Origin of the sequence: Pseudomonas abieticivorans (assembly GCF_023509015.1) — a bacterium.
Lineage (GTDB): Bacteria > Pseudomonadota > Gammaproteobacteria > Pseudomonadales > Pseudomonadaceae > Aquipseudomonas > Aquipseudomonas abieticivorans.
Genome location: NZ_CP094975.1, coordinates 2638957 through 2656744 on the forward strand (window position 1 = coordinate 2638957; position 17788 = coordinate 2656744).

Consider the following 17788-nt stretch of genomic DNA (forward strand, 5'->3'; position numbering starts at 1 on the left):
CTTACCAGTTCCAACTTGTATGGGCGACGGCGTCGTGGGCGTGCAGGCTTTCGGCGTGGGTGATGCCGACCTTGAACGCCGTCAGGTTCGGCATACGTCGTAAGGCTTCATCCACCCTTCGTGCTGCGTCTTCACAGAACATCAGGTTCTGGCCGTTAGCCAGGGCGAAGGCCTGTTCATCCGCACGCTTTACTGCAGTTTGTACGGCGGTACCTAGCGCGGCTTCGATTTCATCAATCAGTGTATAGGCTGGCAGGTCGGCTGCCAGGGTGGCCAAGCGCACTTCGACGATGGCCGTGCTGCGTTGGCTGTGAGGTGTTGCGACGATCCCTTCAGCGCTGCCTAGCCAAGCGTTCAGAGCCTCGTGGCTCAGTGGCTGATCAGCAAAGTCCTTGGCAAATTGCTGTTGTATCAGTTGCCGGGCCAATGCGGCCGAACACGGGCAGGTAGAGGAGTACTCCACCTGCACCGATAGTTCCACGTGGAACACTTCATCTCGTAGGCGGGCATTGATTCGAATCGGGTAACTCTTCCATCCGGCAAGGGGGCTGATCAACGCAGGTCGCTTGATCAGCGCGTCGAAGTCCAATTGCAGATAAGCCGTGGCGGATAAGCCTTCATGGCTGACCAGGAATTGTTGGAGCACATCATGGATCGACTGTGGCGTCAGCTCCTCCTGCTCCAGCGCCGCCAACGCCAGGTACAGCCGGGACATGTGAATCCCCCGCGCACTGGCATCGTCCAGGCTGACCCCGGCACGAGCCTTGGCGTTCACCAGTTGGTCGTGGAACATCAAGGGCAGTGCGATGCCACCCATGCCTACCCAATCCAGCGTGCGGGCCCGTGCCAGAGCTTGAGAAGCGATATCCGGAAGATTCAGGTCTGTCATGGCATTGTTCATCTTCGAGGTAAAAACGGCATGTTATATTATAACTTTTAAGTTAAATGTAACTTTTTCTGTCGATCCTCTCGCGGTGTTTGCCATGCACAGACGTCAAATGCTCCACCTGATTTTGGCCAGCGCGGCCTTGACTCTACCTTTGGGCGCTGCGGCCAGTGTGATTCGCAATGCGCGGGTATGGCAGGCGAATAACAAGGTCCGCCTGGTGCTGGACCTCAGCGGACCGGTGCAATACAAGACCTTCACCCTGACCGCGCCAGACCGTCTGATCATCGACGTGGCCGGCTCGCAACTGAGCGGCAATTTCGCCCACTTGAGCCTGGCCGGCACGCCGATCAAGGCAATCCGTTCCGGCGCCTATGGCCATGGCGATACCCGGGTGGTGCTGGACCTCAAGGAACCGCTGCAACTGTCGAGCTTTTTGCTGGGGCCACAGGGCAGCGAAGGCCATCGATTGGTGCTGGACCTGAGCAGTGCAACCCGCCCGGCCGCCCAGGTGGTCGCTGCGCAGATGCCGGTACCGCAACCGCAACCGCCTAGCGCCGCAGCGGCGGGCCACCTCAAGCGCGATATTATCGTGGTGGTCGACCCCGGCCATGGCGGCAAAGACCCGGGTGCAGTGGGCTCCAAAGGCGAGCGCGAGAAAGACGTGGTGCTGTCGATCGCCCAGTTGCTGGCGCGCCGGCTCAAGCGCGAGAAAGGCTATACCGTGCATTTGGTGCGCAATGATGACTTCTACGTGCCGCTGCGCAAACGCGTGGAGTTCGCCCACCAGCGCAATGCCGACATGTTCATCTCGGTACATGCCGATGCGGCGCCACGCCTCACGGCATCGGGTGCTTCGGTATTTGCCTTGTCGGAAAACGGTGCGACCTCGGCGACGGCACGGCTGATGGCGCAGCGTGAAAACGGCGTCGACCTTCTGGGTGCTGCCAGCCTGCTCAATCTCAAGGACAAAGACCCGATGCTGGCCGGGGTGATCCTCGACATGTCGATGAACGCCACCATCGCTGCCAGCCTGCAACTGGGCAGCACCATGCTCGACAGCCTGTCTGGCATCACCACGCTGCATCAAAAGCGCGTGGAGCAGGCCGGCTTTGCTGTGCTCAAGTCACCCGACGTGCCGTCGATTCTGGTGGAAACCGGCTTTATCTCCAACAGCGAAGACAGCCGACGGCTGGTCACCGCCCGCCATCAACAAGCCGTGGCCGACGGTCTGTTCGTGGGTTTGAACCGTTTTTTCGAAAAAAATCCTCCGCTCAACAGCTACATGGCCTGGGCTCAGGAACAGAAGAGGGAAGCGCAGGCCTGAGAAAAACCACAGGTAGGTGAAAAGGTCATTGGCTAATCTGTATTGTTATAATATAACATTGCAGAAATTCTGGCGCCGACCAGAAGCTGATGAGGACAACCCCATGCCCAACCGCCTTCCCGTTACCGTGCTGTCCGGCTTCCTGGGCGCCGGCAAAAGTACCTTGCTGAACCATGTGTTGCGAAATCGCGAGAACCTCAAGGTTGCGGTGATCGTCAACGACATGAGCGAGATCAACATCGACGGCAGCGAGGTGCAGCGCGATGTAAGCCTGAACCGCGCCGAAGAAAAACTGATCGAGATGAGCAATGGCTGCATTTGCTGCACCCTGCGCGAAGACTTGTTGGAAGAAGTTGGCCGGTTGGCCCGGGAAGGCCGTTTCGATTACCTGCTGATCGAGTCCACGGGTATCTCCGAGCCACTGCCCGTGGCCGAGACCTTCACCTTTCGTGATGAAGAAGGCCGCAGCCTGTCCGACCAGGCCCGGCTGGACACCATGGTGACGGTGGTGGATGGGGTTAACTTCCTGCTGGACTACCAGGCGGCTGAAACTCTGGCCAGCCGTGGCGAAACACTGGGTGAAGAAGATGAGCGCTCGATCACCGACTTGCTGATCGAGCAGGTCGAGTTTGCCGACGTGATTGTACTCAGCAAAATTGACTTGATCAGTTCTGCCGAACGCCAGGAGTTGATCGCCATCCTGCAACGTCTGAACAGCCGGGCACAGATCATCCCCATGGTGATGGGCCAAGTGCCGCTCAAGCGCATTCTCAATACTGGCCTGTTTGACTTCGAACAGGCAGCCCAGGCGCCGGGCTGGTTGCAGGAGTTACGTGGCGAGCACCTGCCGGAAAGCGACGAGTACGGGATAGCCTCCACCGCCTACCGGGCGCAGCGGCCGTTCCACCCGGAGCGCTTTTACCAGCTGCTAAATGGCCCATGGGCCAATGGCAAATTGCTGCGCTCCAAAGGCTTCTTCTGGCTGGCCAGCAAGCACCAGGAGGCTGGTAGCTGGTCCCAGGCCGGTGGTTTGATGCGCCATGGCTTTGCCGGCCGCTGGTGGCGCTTTGTGCCCAAACAGCAGTGGCCACAGGATGAGGAAAGTGTCGCGGCGATCTTGGCCAACTGGGCCGCCGAGACCGGTGATTGCCGGCAGGAGCTGGTGTTCATCGGGCAGAACATGGACTTCAGCCTGCTGCATGCCGAGTTGGATGACTGCTTGCTCACCGATGAGGAGATGACGTTGGGCGTGGCCGGTTGGCAACGCTTGCCGGACCCGTTCGGGCCTTGGCACGATGAGGATGCTGCGTGATGCTGGCGCTCAATACCTCGCGCCCTGCGCCACGGCAGGTGTTTGGCGAAGCCCCTGATGTGATGACCCAGGTGCTGCTGGAAAGCGTCAACCTGGCGGTGTGGCAGCGTCGCTTGCCCGCGCACATCGAAGACTTTGGCGCACTGGTGCTGGCACTGGGCGAGCCGCTGGCGCATACCCTGTACCTGGACCTCGCCGACCCGCAGGCGCCGGTTGACTTGACGGGGTTGGCCAGCGGCCTGCGCGACCTGCAAGGCTACGAGGGCTTCCTGGCTGACGTGACCTGGCTGGTCGAGGCATACGCCTGCCTGCTGGGCGCACGCAGGGTTGGCTTGCGCTTGCGGGTCTTGGACAAGGCCATGTGCCCGCGCTTTCACGTGGACCATGTGCCGGTGCGCCTGCTGACCACCTATGCAGGCGTTGGCAGCCAATGGCTGGAAGAAGGCACGATGCGGCGCGCGCAGCTGGGCAATCCTGCGGCCGAGCCTACCGCGCCCGAGCAGGTGCGCAACTTGATGTGCGGTGATGTGGCGCTGCTCAAAGGTGAAAAATGGCAGGGCAATGAAGGCGCCGGCCTGATCCATCGCTCGCCGGCCACGCAGGGGGCTCGCCGTTTGATCCTCAGCCTCGACTGGCTGGCCTGATCACGGCGCTTGCCACTGCCCTTGGCTTTTCTGCTCGCAGAAGGGCTTCAGATAGGCGGTATCGCTGGCCACACCGTAATAGTGGATATCTTGCCGATAAGGCATATTGTCCACATGAGCGTCGCTGCAAACGCCGAAGGCACCGGTAGGGCACTGGTCGACATAGTCCACCGTCACCTTCTGGCCCGGCAGGTTGGGCTCGCAGAATCCGTCGTGGAACATCTTCTCGGGAATGTTGCGGTTTTGCTGGCACAGTTTCACGTCCAGCCGCTCGCCATGGCTGTGGATAACACAGGCCTGTGCCCATACCTGGCTGCTGCCCAGTAGCAACAGGGCAAAACCCCACACACGCATCATTCACCTCTCATTAAAGTTGGCCGGCCATGCTGCAGAACATTCCCACACATGTGATCGCCGGTCCATTGGGTGCCGGCAAAACTAGCCTGATCCGCCAATTGATGGCGCAGCGCCCCGTCGATGAACGTTGGGCCGTGCTAATCAACGAGTTCGGCCAGATTGGCCTGGATGCCGCGCTGCTGGCCACGGACGACGATGGTATCGCACTGGGCGAGGTGGCAGGGGGCTGCCTGTGTTGTGTGAATGGCGCGCCGTTTCAGGTCGGCCTGGGGCGGTTGCTGCGCAAGGCCACGCCGGACCGGCTGTTTATCGAACCCTCGGGCCTGGGGCACCCGGCGACGCTGATGCAGCAACTGCAGGATGCGCCCTGGCGCGGGGTATTGGCGGTGCAGCCGGCGGTGATGGTGCTGGATGCTCAGGCGCTGGCCTGTGGAAAAGATTTGCCCGCCAGCCAACAGGAGGCTTTGGCTGACGCCGGCATGATCGTGCTGAACAAGGCTGAGCATCTGGAGGCTTCCCAGCGCTTGTGGATAGAAAGCAAGTTACCCACAGGGCCTCTGTACTGGACCGATTATGGCCGGTTTCCGCTTCAGGACCTGCCGCACCAGCACCGCCAGCCTCGCTCGACTGTGGACAACTTTACCGGAGAATCGAAAGCCTCGAGTATTCAGGCGGTTTGGGCCGATCCGGCTGAGCCCATTTGCTTGTGGCAAGACAAGCCAGAGGGCTGGAGTATTGGCTGGCGCTGGCATCCAAGCCGGCAGTTCGCTGTGGATAAGTTGGAGAAGTGGCTGGCCACGATGGACTGGAAGCGTGCCAAGTTTGTTGTCCACAGCCCGTCCGGCTGGGTATCGATCAATGCTGTGGATAATCATCAGGGGGCGTGGAAGCCCAGCGAATGGCGGCGAGACTCGCGCCTGGAGCTGATCTTCAAAACGCCCCAGGACCCCGCGAGCCTGCAAAAATCATTGCGCGCGTGCCTGCTAGCCAATGGCGGGTAACGCGCCAATATATCCGCTGTTACGGCAGGCCCATCAAGGCCGCCAGCGCTTGTGCTCCTGCCGCCACTGGTCCATTTCGATGACCTCGGCGCTTGGCTGGGTCTTGATTTCGAACGGGTAGGGCGCCAGCTCGATCTGCATCGAGTGGGCGCCAAACTGCGTCACGGTACCGGGGTGGCGCTGCTCGCCGGTTACCGTGAACTCAAAGTTATACACACGGGCAAAGCGCCGACGGCCATTGGCGTCGCGCACAAAGCCGATGCGCTTGAGTGCAACGGCGCCGTCCAGCAGTTCCAGGTCAAGCTTGGCGCAATGCTGCTTGACCCGCTCCAGGGCTTTTTCCCGCAGCCCGTGGTTATGCCACAGCCAGGCACAGCCCGATGCCAGCAGCATCAGCACGAACAAATTTCCGAGGGTGAACATTGACGAGTGCTCCAACTGATTATGCCCAGCTTAACTGTGTCTCCGGCCTGTCGTACAGGCGGCATTTAGCGCCATACTGCGCGCCTGGAAATTCACCGGGATACTTGCATGAAACGTACACCACACCTGCTCGCCATCCAGTCCCACGTGGTCTTTGGCCACGCAGGCAACAGCGCAGCTGTGTTTGCCATGCAACGCGTCGGCGCCAACGTCTGGCCGCTGAACACGGTGCAGTTCTCCAACCACACACAGTATGGACAGTGGGCGGGAGAAGTGTTGGCGCCGCAACAAATTCCAGCGCTTGTGGAAGGGATTGCGACGATTGGCGAGCTGGGCAATTGCGATGCAGTGCTCAGCGGCTACCTGGGCAGTGCGGCCCAGGGCAGGGCGGTGCTGGAGGTGGTGCGCAAGGTCAAGGCGGCCAACCCCAAGGCACTGTACCTGTGCGACCCGGTAATGGGCCATCCGGAGAAGGGTTGCAGCGTGCCGCAAGAGGTCAGCGATTTTTTGCTGCACGAAGCTGTGGCCATGGCCGACCTGTTGTGCCCCAACCAGCTGGAACTGGACAGTTTCTGTGGGCGCCGCGCGCAATCGCTGGAGGACTGCGTACAGATGGCGCAGTCGCTGCTGGCCAGGGGGCCCAAGGCAGTGCTGGTCAAGCACCTGGCCTATCCGGGCAAAGCGGGCGAAGATTTCGAAATGCTGCTGGTAACGGCTGCCGGTAGCTGGCACTTGCGTCGGCCGCTGCTGGCCTTCCCGCGCCACCCGGTGGGTGTGGGCGACCTCACGTCCGGCCTGTTCCTGGCCCGAGTGCTCTTGGGTGATGAGCTGGTAGCGGCGTTTGAATTCGCCGCCGCGGCGGTGCATGAAGTGCTGCTGGAAACCCAGGCCTGCGCCAGCTGGGAACTTGAGCTGGTGCGGGCCCAGGATCGCATCGTGCATCCACGGCTGCGGTTTGAGGCGGTCAAACTGACGGCTTAGAGCGCGTCGTCCTTGATTTCCTGGTAGCGCTTTTCCAGCTCCTGGCGGATCTGGCGGCGCTGCTGGGCCTGGATGAAACGGCGCTTGTCTTCGCTGGTGAGTGGCTGCAAGGGCGGTACTGCAGCCGGCTTGCGCTGGTCGTCCACGGCCACCATGGTGAAGAAGCAGCTGTTGGTATGACGTACCGAGCGCTCGCGGATGTTTTCCGTGACCACCTTGATACCCACTTCCATCGAGGTATTGCCGGTGTAGTTCACCGAGGCCAGGAAGGTGACCAGTTCGCCAACATGAATCGGCTCGCGGAAAATCACCTGGTCAACCGACAGGGTCACCACGTAGCGGCCGGCATAGCGGCTGGCGCAGGCGTAGGCCACTTCGTCGAGGTATTTGAGCAAGGTGCCGCCGTGTACATTGCCAGAGAAATTGGCCATGTCCGGGGTCATCAGAACGGTCATCGACAACTGGGCGTTTCCGGGTTCCATAGTGCGCTCACGGTAAGGTTGCAAGGGTAGTGGGGGTGCCGCCTATGTTGGCGCTGCCCTTTTAAACAGGTCCCATCATTATCGGGACGCTGGCCGACCGACTGTCGTCACGCTTGAACCGCCAATTAGGAGGGCGCTTCGGACGTTCTGTTTCCGCATATTGCGCAGGCTTTTTGTTACGTGTCGCGGTGTTAATCTGCATAAGCCCGATAGCGCGGGCATCCTGGACTATTTAACCAGCAATCTGCCGTAACTCAATCGCCTTCAGGGCGAACGGGCTACGCGGGATTCGTTTGCCCGGCAAAAAGGAGCTCAGCCATGCATGCCATCAGTTTCATTCAGGACCTGGCAGTGATCATGCTGGTCGCGGGCGTGGTGACGATCCTGTTTCACCGGCTCAAACAACCGGTGGTGCTGGGCTACATCGTCGCGGGCTTCATCATCGGCCCGCACACCCCGCCGTTTGGGCTTATTCACGACGAAGATACCATCAAGACCCTGGCTGAACTGGGGGTTATCTTCCTGATGTTCTGCCTGGGCCTGGAGTTCAGCCTGCGCAAGTTGTTCAAGGTGGGGGCCACTGCATTCATCGCCGCCTTCCTCGAGATCGTGCTGATGATCTGGATCGGCTACGAGATTGGTCGCTGGTTCGGCTGGAGCACCATGGATGCATTGTTCCTGGGGGCCATCCTGGCCATTTCGTCCACCACCATCATCGTCAAGGCACTCAACGACCTGAAGATGAAGAATCAGCGTTTCGCGCAACTGATCTTTGGCGTGCTGATTGTCGAAGACATCCTGGGCATCGGCATCATCGCCCTGCTGTCCGGCATCGCGGTCAGCGGCACCGTCAGTTCTGGCGAGGTGTTTTCCACGGTGGGCAAACTGTCGTTGTTCATGATCGTGGCCTTGGTAATCGGCATTCTGCTGGTGCCGCGCTTGCTGGAATACGTGGCCAAGTTCGAAAGCAACGAGATGCTACTGGTTACGGTCTTAGGCTTGTGTTTCGGCTTCTGCCTGTTGGTGGTCAAGCTTGAATACAGCATGGTGCTGGGCGCTTTCCTGATCGGTGCAATCATGGCCGAGTCCCGCCAGTTATTGAAAATCGAGCGGCTTATCGAGCCTGTTCGCGACATGTTCAGCGCAATCTTCTTCGTTGCCATTGGCCTGATGATCGACCCGCAAATCTTGCTGGATTACGCCTGGCCCATCGTGGTCATCACCGTTGCCGTAGTGCTGGGCAAGATGCTGTCTTGCGGCCTGGGTGCTTTTATCGCCGGCAACGACGGCCGCACCTCGTTGCGCGTGGGGATGGGGCTGTCCCAGATTGGCGAGTTTTCCTTCATCATCGCGGCGCTGGGGATGACCTTGCAGGTCACCAGCGACTTCCTTTACCCGGTAGCCGTGGCGGTGTCGGCGATTACCACCCTGCTGACGCCTTACTTGATACGCGCCGCAGACCCGTTGTCGCTCAAATTGGCCCAAGTGATGCCTACGCGGCTGGCGCGGGTGTTCGGGCTGTATGGCGAATGGTTGCGCAGTATCCAGCCACAAGGGCAGGGCGCCTTGCTGGCATCGATCATCCGCAAGATCCTGCTGCAGGTTGGGGTCAACCTGGCACTGGTGATCGCGATCTTTTTCAGCGGCGCCTTCTTTGCCGGACAAATCAGCGGCTACCTGCAGGTGTGGATCGGCGACCCCGGTTGGCACAACGCGTTGATCTGGGGCGCGGCGTTGCTGGTGTCGCTGCCGTTCCTGATCGCGGCTTACCGCAAGCTCAAGGCACTGTCGATGCTGTTGGCGGAGATGGGGGTCAAGCCTGAAATGGCCGGGCGCCATACCCAGCGCGTACGACGTGTGATCGCCGAGGTGATCCCGCTGGTGTCGCTGCTGGTGATCTTTTTGCTGCTGGCAGCCTTGTCCGCCAGCATCTTGCCGACCAGCGAGCTGTTGCTACTGATCGCCGTGGTGGCTGCTGCGGTAGTGGCGGTGCTGTGGCGCTGGTTTATCCGCGTGCACACGCGCATGCAAGTGGCGTTGCTGGAAACCCTGGGCAATAACCAACAGGATTCGGCCGGGCACTGACAAGGCCCGGCCGGCTGGAAGGCCTCAGCTCTCCAGCCAAACGTCCCGGGCCCAGTGCCAGACCGACTCCCAGCTCTCTTCGGTGACGAGCTCTTCTTCGGCCGACCAGAGCACCACGGTGCCGTCTTCTTCGACGCAGTAATAGTCGTCGCCGTCCTGGCAGATAGGGATCAACTCACGCGGAACGCCGACGTCCCAGGCGTTGGCAGCGACTTCCGGCAGGTAGGTGTGCGACTGCGGGTCGGTGATGGTTACCGGCTCCAGGCTGCCGTAGACCACATCGCTGACCGTCAGCAAAAATTCCTTGAAGACGAACGGGATGTTGATGAACAGTTGTTCTTCGACTTCGACCAGTTGGTCTTCGTCGGGCAACTCGAGAGGCACAGGTACTGGCTCATTGGCTTCTCGGAGTTGTTCGATTACTTCTTCCACGGCGTGTGTCCTCTCAACGAATTGCGCGGTGCGGTTTATACCTTAGCTGGATATTTTCGCAATGCTAAAAATGAAATGCCCTGTTGCAGCCCACCGGCCTAGAGCGGGTATTGGGCATTGTTCAGCTGCGCACGCAAGCCATCAGAAAACCGTAATCGCCAGAATCCGCTGAGCGTAGGGACTGGATGTAGCGATTTCTGAGTCCAGCTCGCCCTGGGTACTGATATGCCTCGGTCTCAGGTTCGCGGCTTCGTCATGGTCCGGAGGCGTTTGGCCTGGTTTCAGTTCTTGTTCTACCGCCATAGTCGAGTCCAGGCTCCAGCAAGAAGTTCCTGACACCGCTCTTTAACGCTCAGGAAGGGCTCAAGCGACCGTTCGACCTGTGCCAAGCGCAGCCTGTATAGCGATGAGTTACAACATACTTTTGACAAAAAAAAACACCCCAACCAGTGGGGTGTTTCTGTGCAATGCCTTTGTATCAGCCGTTCTGGCGAATACCTGCAACCAGCCAAGGCTGATTGTCGCCTTGCGGGCGTTCCATGTTCCAGCTTTCGCTGAACACTTCGCCTTGGTCGAAGCGCGAGGATTTCGACACGCCGTTGAAGGTTAGCGTGGCGATGGTCTTGTCGGCGCGGTCGTCGACGCCATCCAGTTGCACCTGCAAGTTGTCGATATAGGTGGACTGGAAGCTGTCACCCAGGTCGGCACGTTCCTGCTTGAGGAACTGCAGCATTTGCGGGGTAACGAACTCGGCGATCTTGTCCATCTCGTTGGCGTCCCAGTGCTGCTGCAGCGCTTGGAAGTGGCCACGGGCGGCGTTCAGGAAGCTTTCTTCGTTGAACCAGGCCGGTGCGTTGATGACCGGGCGCGCAGCAGGCGCCGCCGAGCCGCCGAAGATAGGCTGCTGTGGCTGGCCGAAGGCTTCACGCTGCATCGGCGCGCCCGCTGGAGCCATTTGCTCCTGTTGCTTGCGGCGACGGGAGGCGATGAAGCGGAACACCATGAAGGCGATCAGCGCCATGATCAGGATGTCGAAGATCTGCATGCCCTGGAAGCCACCGCCCATGAACATGGAGGCCAGCAGGCCGCCAGCGGCGATACCGGCCAATGGGCCGAGCCAGCGCGAAGCACCACCGGCCGCCGGTGCGGCGCGGCCAGGGGCTGCAGCTGCAGCGCCGGCGCCGGCCGACGGAGCCATTTGTTGGGTTTGGTGGGTGGGCGCTGCGCCCATGCTCTTGCCGCCACCAAAACGCTTGGCCTGGGCGTCTAGGCTCATCGTCAAACCGATGACCAGCGCCAGGGCGATGCTTAGAAAACGTTGCATAAGGGGATTCCCATTTATGGATTGCACGCGCGCCATGTTGCACATGTGTATGTGACAAGGCCAGTGACAGAGTGTTTCGAGCTTTTGCTGCGAAGTAACTCACGCGTGATGATCAGAGCGTTGTGCCGGCAGGTTCGCGGATGAATCCGCTCCTACAGGAGCGGATTCATCGGCCAACAAATACACGCGCCGGTAGGAGCAAGTTCATCCGCGAAGCAGGCGCCGCGAACTCAGCTCAGATCGCTTCGAGCTTGGCGTAACCCATCATCAACCACTTGCTGCCTTCGCTGAAGTTCACCTGCACCCGTGCCTGGGCGCCGGAACCTTCGAAGTTGAGAATCACGCCTTCGCCGAACACCGCGTGGCTGACGTGCTGGCCCAGGCTGAATTCGGTTTGCGGGATGCTCGCGCCGCCGAACAGGCTGCTGGAGTTCTGCTTCTGACCTGAGCCGTACGGCCGGCTGACACTGTTGGACAGCCGCACTTCCTGGATCAAGCCACCCGGAATCTCGCGCACGAAGCGCGAAACCTTGTTATAGGTCTCGCTGCCGTACAGGCGCCGGGTTTCGGCATAGGTCATCACCAGTTGCTGCATGGCCCGGGTGATGCCCACGTAGGCCAGGCGGCGCTCCTCTTCAAGGCGGCCGGGTTCTTCCAGGCTCATCTTGTGCGGGAACAGGCCTTCTTCCATACCCACCAGGAACACGTGGGGGAACTCCAGGCCCTTGGCGCTGTGCAGCGTCATCAACTGCACGCTGTCCTCATGTTCGTCGGCCTGGGTATCGCCGGCTTCCAGCGAGGCATGGCCGAGAAAAGCGGCCAACGGGGTCAGGTCTTCGTCTTCTTCGCTGTTTTCGAAGTTGCGCGCGGCGCTGACCAGTTCCTCAAGGTTTTCTACCCGTGCCTGGCCCTTTTCACCTTTTTCTTCCTGGTGGTAGGTGATCAGCCCGGACTGCTCGATGACAGTTTGGGTCATCAGGTGCAGCGGCATGTCCAATACCTTGGCCGCCAGGTTCTCGATCAGCTCGATAAAGGCACCCAGGGCATTGGCCGCGCGACCGGTCAGGCCCTTGTTGGCCACCAGTTGGCGCATGGCTTCCCACATCGACACTTCGGCATGGCGGGCATGGTCACGGATCGCTTCCACGGTTTTTTCGCCGATGCCGCGCGGCGGCACGTTGATCACCCGCTCCAGGGCCGCGTCATTGCCGCGGCCTTCCAGCAGGCGCAGGTAGGCCATGGCGTTCTTGATTTCGGCGCGTTCGAAGAAGCGCTGGCCACCATAGATGCGGTACGGGATGCGTTCGCGCAGCAAGGCCTCTTCCAATACCCGCGACTGGGCGTTGGAGCGATACAGAATGGCGATGTCACTGCGGGCCATGCCGGTCTTGATCGCGCTTTCGATGGTCTCGACCACGTAGCGGGCTTCGTCGTGCTCATTGAAAGCTGCGTACAGGCTCAACGGCTCGCCGTCGCCGCCGTCGGTCCACAACTCTTTGCCCAGGCGCCCGGTGTTGTTGGCGATCAGGGCGTTGGCAGCCTTGAGGATGCCGGCGGTGGAGCGGTAGTTCTGTTCCAGGCGGATGACTTCGGTGTCGGGGAAGTCGGCCGAGTATTGGTGAATGTTCTCGATTTTGGCGCCGCGCCAGCCATAGATCGACTGGTCGTCGTCGCCCACCACCATCAGGCTGTCGCCACCTTTGGCCAGCAGGCGCAACCAGGCGTACTGCACGGCGTTGGTGTCCTGGAACTCGTCCACCAGCACGTGACGGAAGCGCCGCTGGTAGTGTGCCAACAGGCCAGCGTTGTCGCGCCACAGGTCCAGGGCGCGCAGCAGCAGCTCAGAGAAATCGATGACGCCGGCGCGTTGGCAGGCGGCCTCATAGGCCTCGTACACCGATTTCATGGTGGCCAGGAACAGGTCGCCACCGGCCTGGATGTGTTGTGGTCGCAGGCCTTCGTCTTTCTGGCCGTTGATGAACCACTGCGCCTGGCGGGCCGGCCATTTCTGTTCGTCCAGGCCCAGCTCGCGCATCACGCGCTTGACCAGGCGTTGCTGGTCGTCGCTGTCCAGGATCTGGAAGTTCTGGTTAAGCCCTGCTTCCTGCCAATGGGCCCGCAGCAAGCGGTGCGCCAGGCCGTGGAAGGTGCCCACCCACATGCCGGCGGGGTTGATCCCCATCAGCTGTTCGATGCGGTGGCGCATCTCGGCGGCGGCCTTGTTGGTGAAGGTCACCGACAAAATCGAGTGGGGTGAGGCCTGCTCGACCTGGATCAACCAGGCGATACGGTGCACCAGCACTCGGGTTTTACCGGAGCCGGCACCGGCCAGGACCAACTGACGGCCGACGGAGGCCGCTACGGCCTGACGTTGGGCGTCGTTGAGAGAGTTCAGCAGAAGGGAGAGGTCATCGCGCATCCGCCCATTTTAGGGTGCAGGACAAGTTTGGAGCAAACCCGGCTTGCGAGCGGTCGAAAAAGTTTGGTTGGGACCTACGCTTGTGTATGCTCCGAACCACGTTTCAGGCGCCACACAAAACAAGAATACAGCCTATGACACTTGCTTCAGGCCTGCCGGGTACCCCCGAGCCGGGCCAACGCGACATTCGTCGAAAATACGCCGCACAATTGGTGGTCGAGCGCACGCGCCTGCTTTACCAGGGCTCGCTGCTGCCCACCTTGTTCATGCTGCTCAACGGCCTGGTCTGCGCCTGGCTGCTGTGGAGCCCGCAACATTACCTGATCGTCAGCATCTGGCTGGTCTGGTTGATGTCGCTAGTGGCATTGCGGGTGATTCAGGTCGCGGCGTTCGACTCGGCCATCCCGGACCGCCAGGCCCACCCCAACTGGCTGCGCATGTTTCTGTTTGGCTCGGCTTTCAGTGGGCTAACCATCGGTTGCGCGGCGATCATGCTGGTACCTACCGACAATTTCGTGCAACAGGCCTGGGTGTTCGGCCTGCTGGGCGCCGCCACGCTGTCGGCCAGCGTGGCCTATGCGGTCAGCCTGCCAGCGTTCCTGACCTTCGCCTTGCCCTGCCTGCTGCCGCCGATCATTTATGTGTTCTACGAGGGCAACGACCAGCAGCAAGGCTGGGGCTGGCTGGCGTTGATACTGCTGATCGCGTTGTTTGTAGTGGCCTGGCAGGTCAACCGGTTGATTGAGCGCAGCCTGCTACGACGCTTTCAAAACCAGGAACTGATCGAGGATCTGCAGCATGCACAGGCCCAAGGCTTGCGACTTAATCTGGAGCTGGGCACCGAGGTTGAGCAACGCCGGCGCGTAGAGGCCCAATTGCGTGAGGCCCAGGCTGGCCTGGAGAGCCGCGTGGCCCAGCGCAGTGCCGAGCTGGACACGGCCAACCAGGCCCTGGGCAAGAGCGAGGCACGCCTGGCCATGGCCTTGCAGGCCAGTGAGTTGGGGCTGTGGGACTGGAACCTGCGCACCGACGAGGTTCACCACACCCGCCTCAAAGAGCTGTTCGGGTTGGAGCCCGACTACGTCAAGGCCATGCTGCGCCACCTCAAGCCACGCCTGCACCCCGACGACCTGCCGTTGCTCAAGCGCACGCTGGTGGAGCACATGAAGGGGCGCAGCGAGGACTATCGCATCGAATACCGCATTCGCCACAGCGATGGCCGCTGGCTGTGGGTCGAGGACCGTGGCCGAGCCGTGGAGCGTTCGGTCACCGGGCGGGTACTGCGCATGCTCGGTACCCGTCGCGACATCAGCGCCCGCAAGGCGTTGGAAGAGCAGCAGCGCTTGTCGAGCATGGTGTTTGAGGCGGCGGGCGAAGGGATTTTGATTGTCGACGCGGACTACACTCTGCTGGCCGTGAACCAGGCGTTCACGCGCATCACCGGGTATGCCGATGGTGAGGTACTGGGCCGCAACCTGATCGATCTGGCGTGCAGCCGTGACGCGCGCCGTCACCTGCCAACGTTTCAGGCTGCGCTGCAAGAGACCGGCCAGTGGCAGGGCGAGCTGGTGGAGGCGCGCAAGAGTGGCGAGCTCTATCCGCAATGGCTGCAGCTAAGCGTAGTGCGCGATCATCGGCAAAATATTAGCCATATAGTGGGCTACTTCGCCGATCTATCAGCCCGCAGGGCTTCTGAGGAGCGCATGCGCTACCTCACCCACTACGATGAGCTGACGGGCCTGGCCAACCGCTCGCTGTTCCGTGATCGGCTGCATGAGGCCAGCCAGCGGGTCCGCCAAGGGGGGCGCAGCCTGGCCTTGCTGCACATCGACCTGGACCGTTTCAAGCTGCTCAATGACAGCCTGGGCCATGAACAGGCCGACCAGTTGCTCAAACAGATGGCGCGGCGCATCAGTAATGCATTGCCCGAGGCCGACACCATCGCGCGGCTTTCCGGTGACGAATTCGCCGTGTTGTTCGACGCCTACGCCAACCTGTCGAGCCTGGCCCGGGTTGCTGGCCGGTTGCTGGCAAAACTGCGGGTGCCGCAGTTTATCAACGATCAGGAGCTGGTGATCAGTGCCTCGGTGGGCATCAGTCTGCTGCCGGATAACGCGCGGGAAATTTCCGCACTGGTCAGCCAGGCCAACATGGCCATGCAGCACGCCAAGCATCTGGGCGGCAATAACTTCCAGTTCTACACGGAAAGCCTGCAGGCCAGCACGCTGGAGCGCCTGCAATTGGAAAACCAACTGCGCAAGGCCATCGACGAAAAGCAATTGGAAGTCTACTACCAGCCCAAGCTGTGCCTGGCCTCCGGGCACCTGAACGGTGCCGAAGCCTTGGTGCGCTGGCGGCACCCGACATTGGGCATGATCGCGCCTGGCGAATTCATCGGTCTTGCCGAAGAAACCGGGTTGATCGGGCCCATCGGCGAGATGGTGCTGCGCCAAGCCTGTCGCCAGGCGTGCGAGTGGCAGCGCATGGGCCTTGCGCCCATTCGCATGTCGGTCAACCTTTCGGTGCATCAGTTGCGCCAGGGCAAGCTGGTCAGCCTGGTACGCCAAGTGCTCGAGGAAACCGGCCTGGCGCCAGCCTTGCTGGAGCTTGAGCTGACGGAAAGCCAGTTGCTGGACAGCGTGGAACACATCATCGCGACCTTCCACCAACTGCGGGCATTGGGCGTAAAGTTGGCCATCGATGACTTTGGCACGGGCTATTCATCGCTCAGCTATCTCAAGCGCTTTCCCGTGGATTACGTGAAGATCGACCAGGCGTTTATCCGCGGGTTGGCCGAAGGTAGTGAAGATGGCGCGATTACCCGCGCGATCATCGACATGGCCCACAGCCTGCACCTCAAGGTTGTTGCAGAAGGTGTCGAAACTCAGGAGCAATTGGACTTTTTGCGGGCCCACGGGTGTGACGAGGTGCAGGGCTATTTGATCAGCCGGCCCGTAGAAGCCGAGGCTTTGGCGCAATTGCTAGTCTATGATCGAATACGTGATGGGCGCGATGGTTAGCCGCAGTTCGAAGTCGAACATCGTTTAGCTGGGCGTACCCAAGGTCATGTAGTATAACTACAAGAAAGCTACAACCCGGTCCATCTGACCCTAATCGAGTCTTGCCCATTGAACCTGTTGCAACACATCGCCCAGTCTCGCCATCTGTTACGCAAGTCGGAGCTCAAGGTCGCTGACCATGTGCTGCTCGACCCTGCGGCTGTGATGCACAGTTCCATGGCCGACCTGGCCCACAACGTGGGCATCAGTGAACCGACCATCGTGCGCTTCTGCCGTGCGATCGGTTGCTCCGGTTTTCAGGACCTGAAACTCAAGCTGGCGCAAAGCCTGGCGGCAGGCGCCAGTTTCGGCCAGTTCGCGATCCACGAGGATGACTCGGTAGCCGACTACAGCCTGAAGATCTTCGACACCACGTTGCACACGCTGATGGAGGTGCGCGAGCACCTGGACCCGCATGCATTGCAACGCGCGGTGACGGCCATGGCGGCCGCGCAGCGGGTCGAGTTCTACGGTTTTGGTGCGTCGGGCGCGGTGGCGGCAGATGCCCAGCATAAATTCTTCCGCTTGTTGCTGACCGCGGCGGCGTATTCCGACCCACACATGCAGGCAATGTCGGCAGTCACCCTGAAAACCGGTGACGTGGCGATCTGTATCTCGCAGTCAGGCCGCTCCAAAGACCTGCTGATCACCGCCAACCTGGTCCGCGAAAGTGGTGCCACGCTGATCACCTTGTGCCCGAGCCAAACGCCGTTGGCCGAACTGTCCACGGTCAACCTGGCCATCGACGTGCACGAAGACACCGAGATCTATACCCCGCTGACCTCGCGTATTGCCCACCTGGTAGTGATCGACGTGCTGGCCATGGGCGTTGCCATGGCCCGCGGCCCAAGCCTGGTCAACCACCTCAAGAGCGTGAAGCGCAGCTTGCGCAGCCTGCGGTTGTCGCCCAAGTCGATCAAGGCGTTGGACGATTGAAATCGGTGATGCCTGGTTCGCGGATAAATCCGCTCCTGCAATAGGAGCGGATTTATCCGCGAAAAACTCACCACGGTTTAACAGGATATTCATCCGCGCGACCCAAAACCGTCACCGCCA

At 60.7% G+C, this 17788-nt stretch carries 15 protein-coding genes; 8 read left to right on the forward strand and 7 right to left on the reverse strand.

The features are described 5' to 3' along the window. Window position 1: 1 nt before the first annotated feature. The gene (gene folE2 / locus L9B60_RS11860) at window positions 2–889 is read right to left on the reverse strand and encodes a GTP cyclohydrolase FolE2 (RefSeq protein WP_249678833.1); all 888 of its coding nucleotides are present in this window, start codon (window positions 887–889) and stop codon (window positions 2–4) included. Window positions 890–983: 94 nt separating this feature from the next. Here folE2 and L9B60_RS11865 point away from each other — a divergent pair, with 94 nt between their 5' ends. The 3 genes from L9B60_RS11865 to L9B60_RS11875 all read left to right on the forward strand — a co-directional run bounded on the left by L9B60_RS11865 (window position 984) and on the right by L9B60_RS11875 (window position 4169). Further along, window positions 984–2213 (forward strand): N-acetylmuramoyl-L-alanine amidase, encoded by a 1230-nt coding sequence (locus L9B60_RS11865; protein WP_249678835.1) that lies wholly within the window; start codon window positions 984–986, stop codon window positions 2211–2213. Between the two features lie 103 nt (window positions 2214–2316). Then, entirely contained in the window at window positions 2317–3525 is a 1209-nt protein-coding gene (gene zigA, locus L9B60_RS11870; RefSeq protein ID WP_249678837.1) for a zinc metallochaperone GTPase ZigA, read from the forward strand. Beyond that, window positions 3525–4169: a DUF1826 domain-containing protein gene (locus L9B60_RS11875; protein WP_249678839.1), complete on the forward strand. Its 645-nt coding sequence runs from the start codon at window positions 3525–3527 to the stop codon at window positions 4167–4169. Before zigA ends, L9B60_RS11875 begins: the two co-directional genes overlap by 1 nt. Here the strand turns inward: L9B60_RS11875 and L9B60_RS11880 are convergent, their stop codons facing one another. Further along, window positions 4170–4523, reverse strand: a complete 354-nt coding sequence (locus L9B60_RS11880; protein ID WP_249679719.1) for an NADH:ubiquinone oxidoreductase — start codon at window positions 4521–4523, stop codon at window positions 4170–4172. 29 nt (window positions 4524–4552) lie between these two features. On the opposite strand from L9B60_RS11880, the gene L9B60_RS11885 reads away from it, so the two are divergent. Next, entirely contained in the window at window positions 4553–5527 is a 975-nt protein-coding gene (locus tag L9B60_RS11885) for a CobW family GTP-binding protein (protein ID WP_249678841.1), read from the forward strand. 33 nt (window positions 5528–5560) lie between these two features. On the opposite strand, the gene L9B60_RS11890 is transcribed toward L9B60_RS11885, so the two are convergent. Continuing rightward, complete coding sequence (locus L9B60_RS11890; RefSeq protein WP_249678843.1) at window positions 5561–5950, reverse strand: DUF3301 domain-containing protein; 390 nt, start codon at window positions 5948–5950, stop codon at window positions 5561–5563. 108 nt (window positions 5951–6058) lie between these two features. Here L9B60_RS11890 and pdxY point away from each other — a divergent pair, with 108 nt between their 5' ends. Further along, complete coding sequence (gene pdxY / locus L9B60_RS11895) at window positions 6059–6931, forward strand: pyridoxal kinase PdxY (protein WP_249678845.1); 873 nt, start codon at window positions 6059–6061, stop codon at window positions 6929–6931. Here the strand turns inward: pdxY and L9B60_RS11900 are convergent. After that, window positions 6928–7413, reverse strand: a complete 486-nt coding sequence (locus tag L9B60_RS11900) for an acyl-CoA thioesterase (protein WP_249678847.1) — start codon at window positions 7411–7413, stop codon at window positions 6928–6930. The two genes, pdxY and L9B60_RS11900, sit on opposite strands and share 4 nt — an antisense overlap. A 318-nt stretch (window positions 7414–7731) precedes the next feature. On the opposite strand from L9B60_RS11900, the gene L9B60_RS11905 reads away from it, so the two are divergent. Then, complete coding sequence (locus L9B60_RS11905; protein ID WP_249678849.1) at window positions 7732–9498, forward strand: cation:proton antiporter; 1767 nt, start codon at window positions 7732–7734, stop codon at window positions 9496–9498. Window positions 9499–9522: 24 nt separating this feature from the next. On the opposite strand, the gene L9B60_RS11910 is transcribed toward L9B60_RS11905, so the two are convergent. The 3 genes from L9B60_RS11910 to uvrD form a co-directional block, all read right to left on the reverse strand. After that, window positions 9523–9930 carry an SMI1/KNR4 family protein gene (locus tag L9B60_RS11910; protein ID WP_249678850.1) on the reverse strand — a complete coding sequence of 136 codons (408 nt, stop codon included), beginning with the start codon at window positions 9928–9930 and terminating at the stop codon, window positions 9523–9525. Between the two features lie 478 nt (window positions 9931–10408). Beyond that, on the reverse strand, window positions 10409–11254 hold the full coding sequence (locus L9B60_RS11915) for a Tim44 domain-containing protein (protein ID WP_249678852.1): 846 nt from the start codon (window positions 11252–11254) through the stop codon (window positions 10409–10411). Window positions 11255–11489: 235 nt separating this feature from the next. Further along, complete coding sequence (gene uvrD, locus L9B60_RS11920) at window positions 11490–13673, reverse strand: DNA helicase II (RefSeq protein WP_249678855.1); 2184 nt, start codon at window positions 13671–13673, stop codon at window positions 11490–11492. A 134-nt stretch (window positions 13674–13807) separates the two neighbouring features. On the opposite strand from uvrD, the gene L9B60_RS11925 reads away from it, so the two are divergent. Both L9B60_RS11925 and hexR read left to right on the forward strand, forming a co-directional pair. After that, window positions 13808–16693 (forward strand): GGDEF and EAL domain-containing protein, encoded by a 2886-nt coding sequence (locus L9B60_RS11925; RefSeq protein WP_249678856.1) that lies wholly within the window; start codon window positions 13808–13810, stop codon window positions 16691–16693. 108 nt (window positions 16694–16801) lie between these two features. Further along, entirely contained in the window at window positions 16802–17668 is an 867-nt protein-coding gene (gene hexR / locus L9B60_RS11930; protein ID WP_249678858.1) for a transcriptional regulator HexR, read from the forward strand. The last annotated feature ends 120 nt before the right edge of the window (window positions 17669–17788 follow it).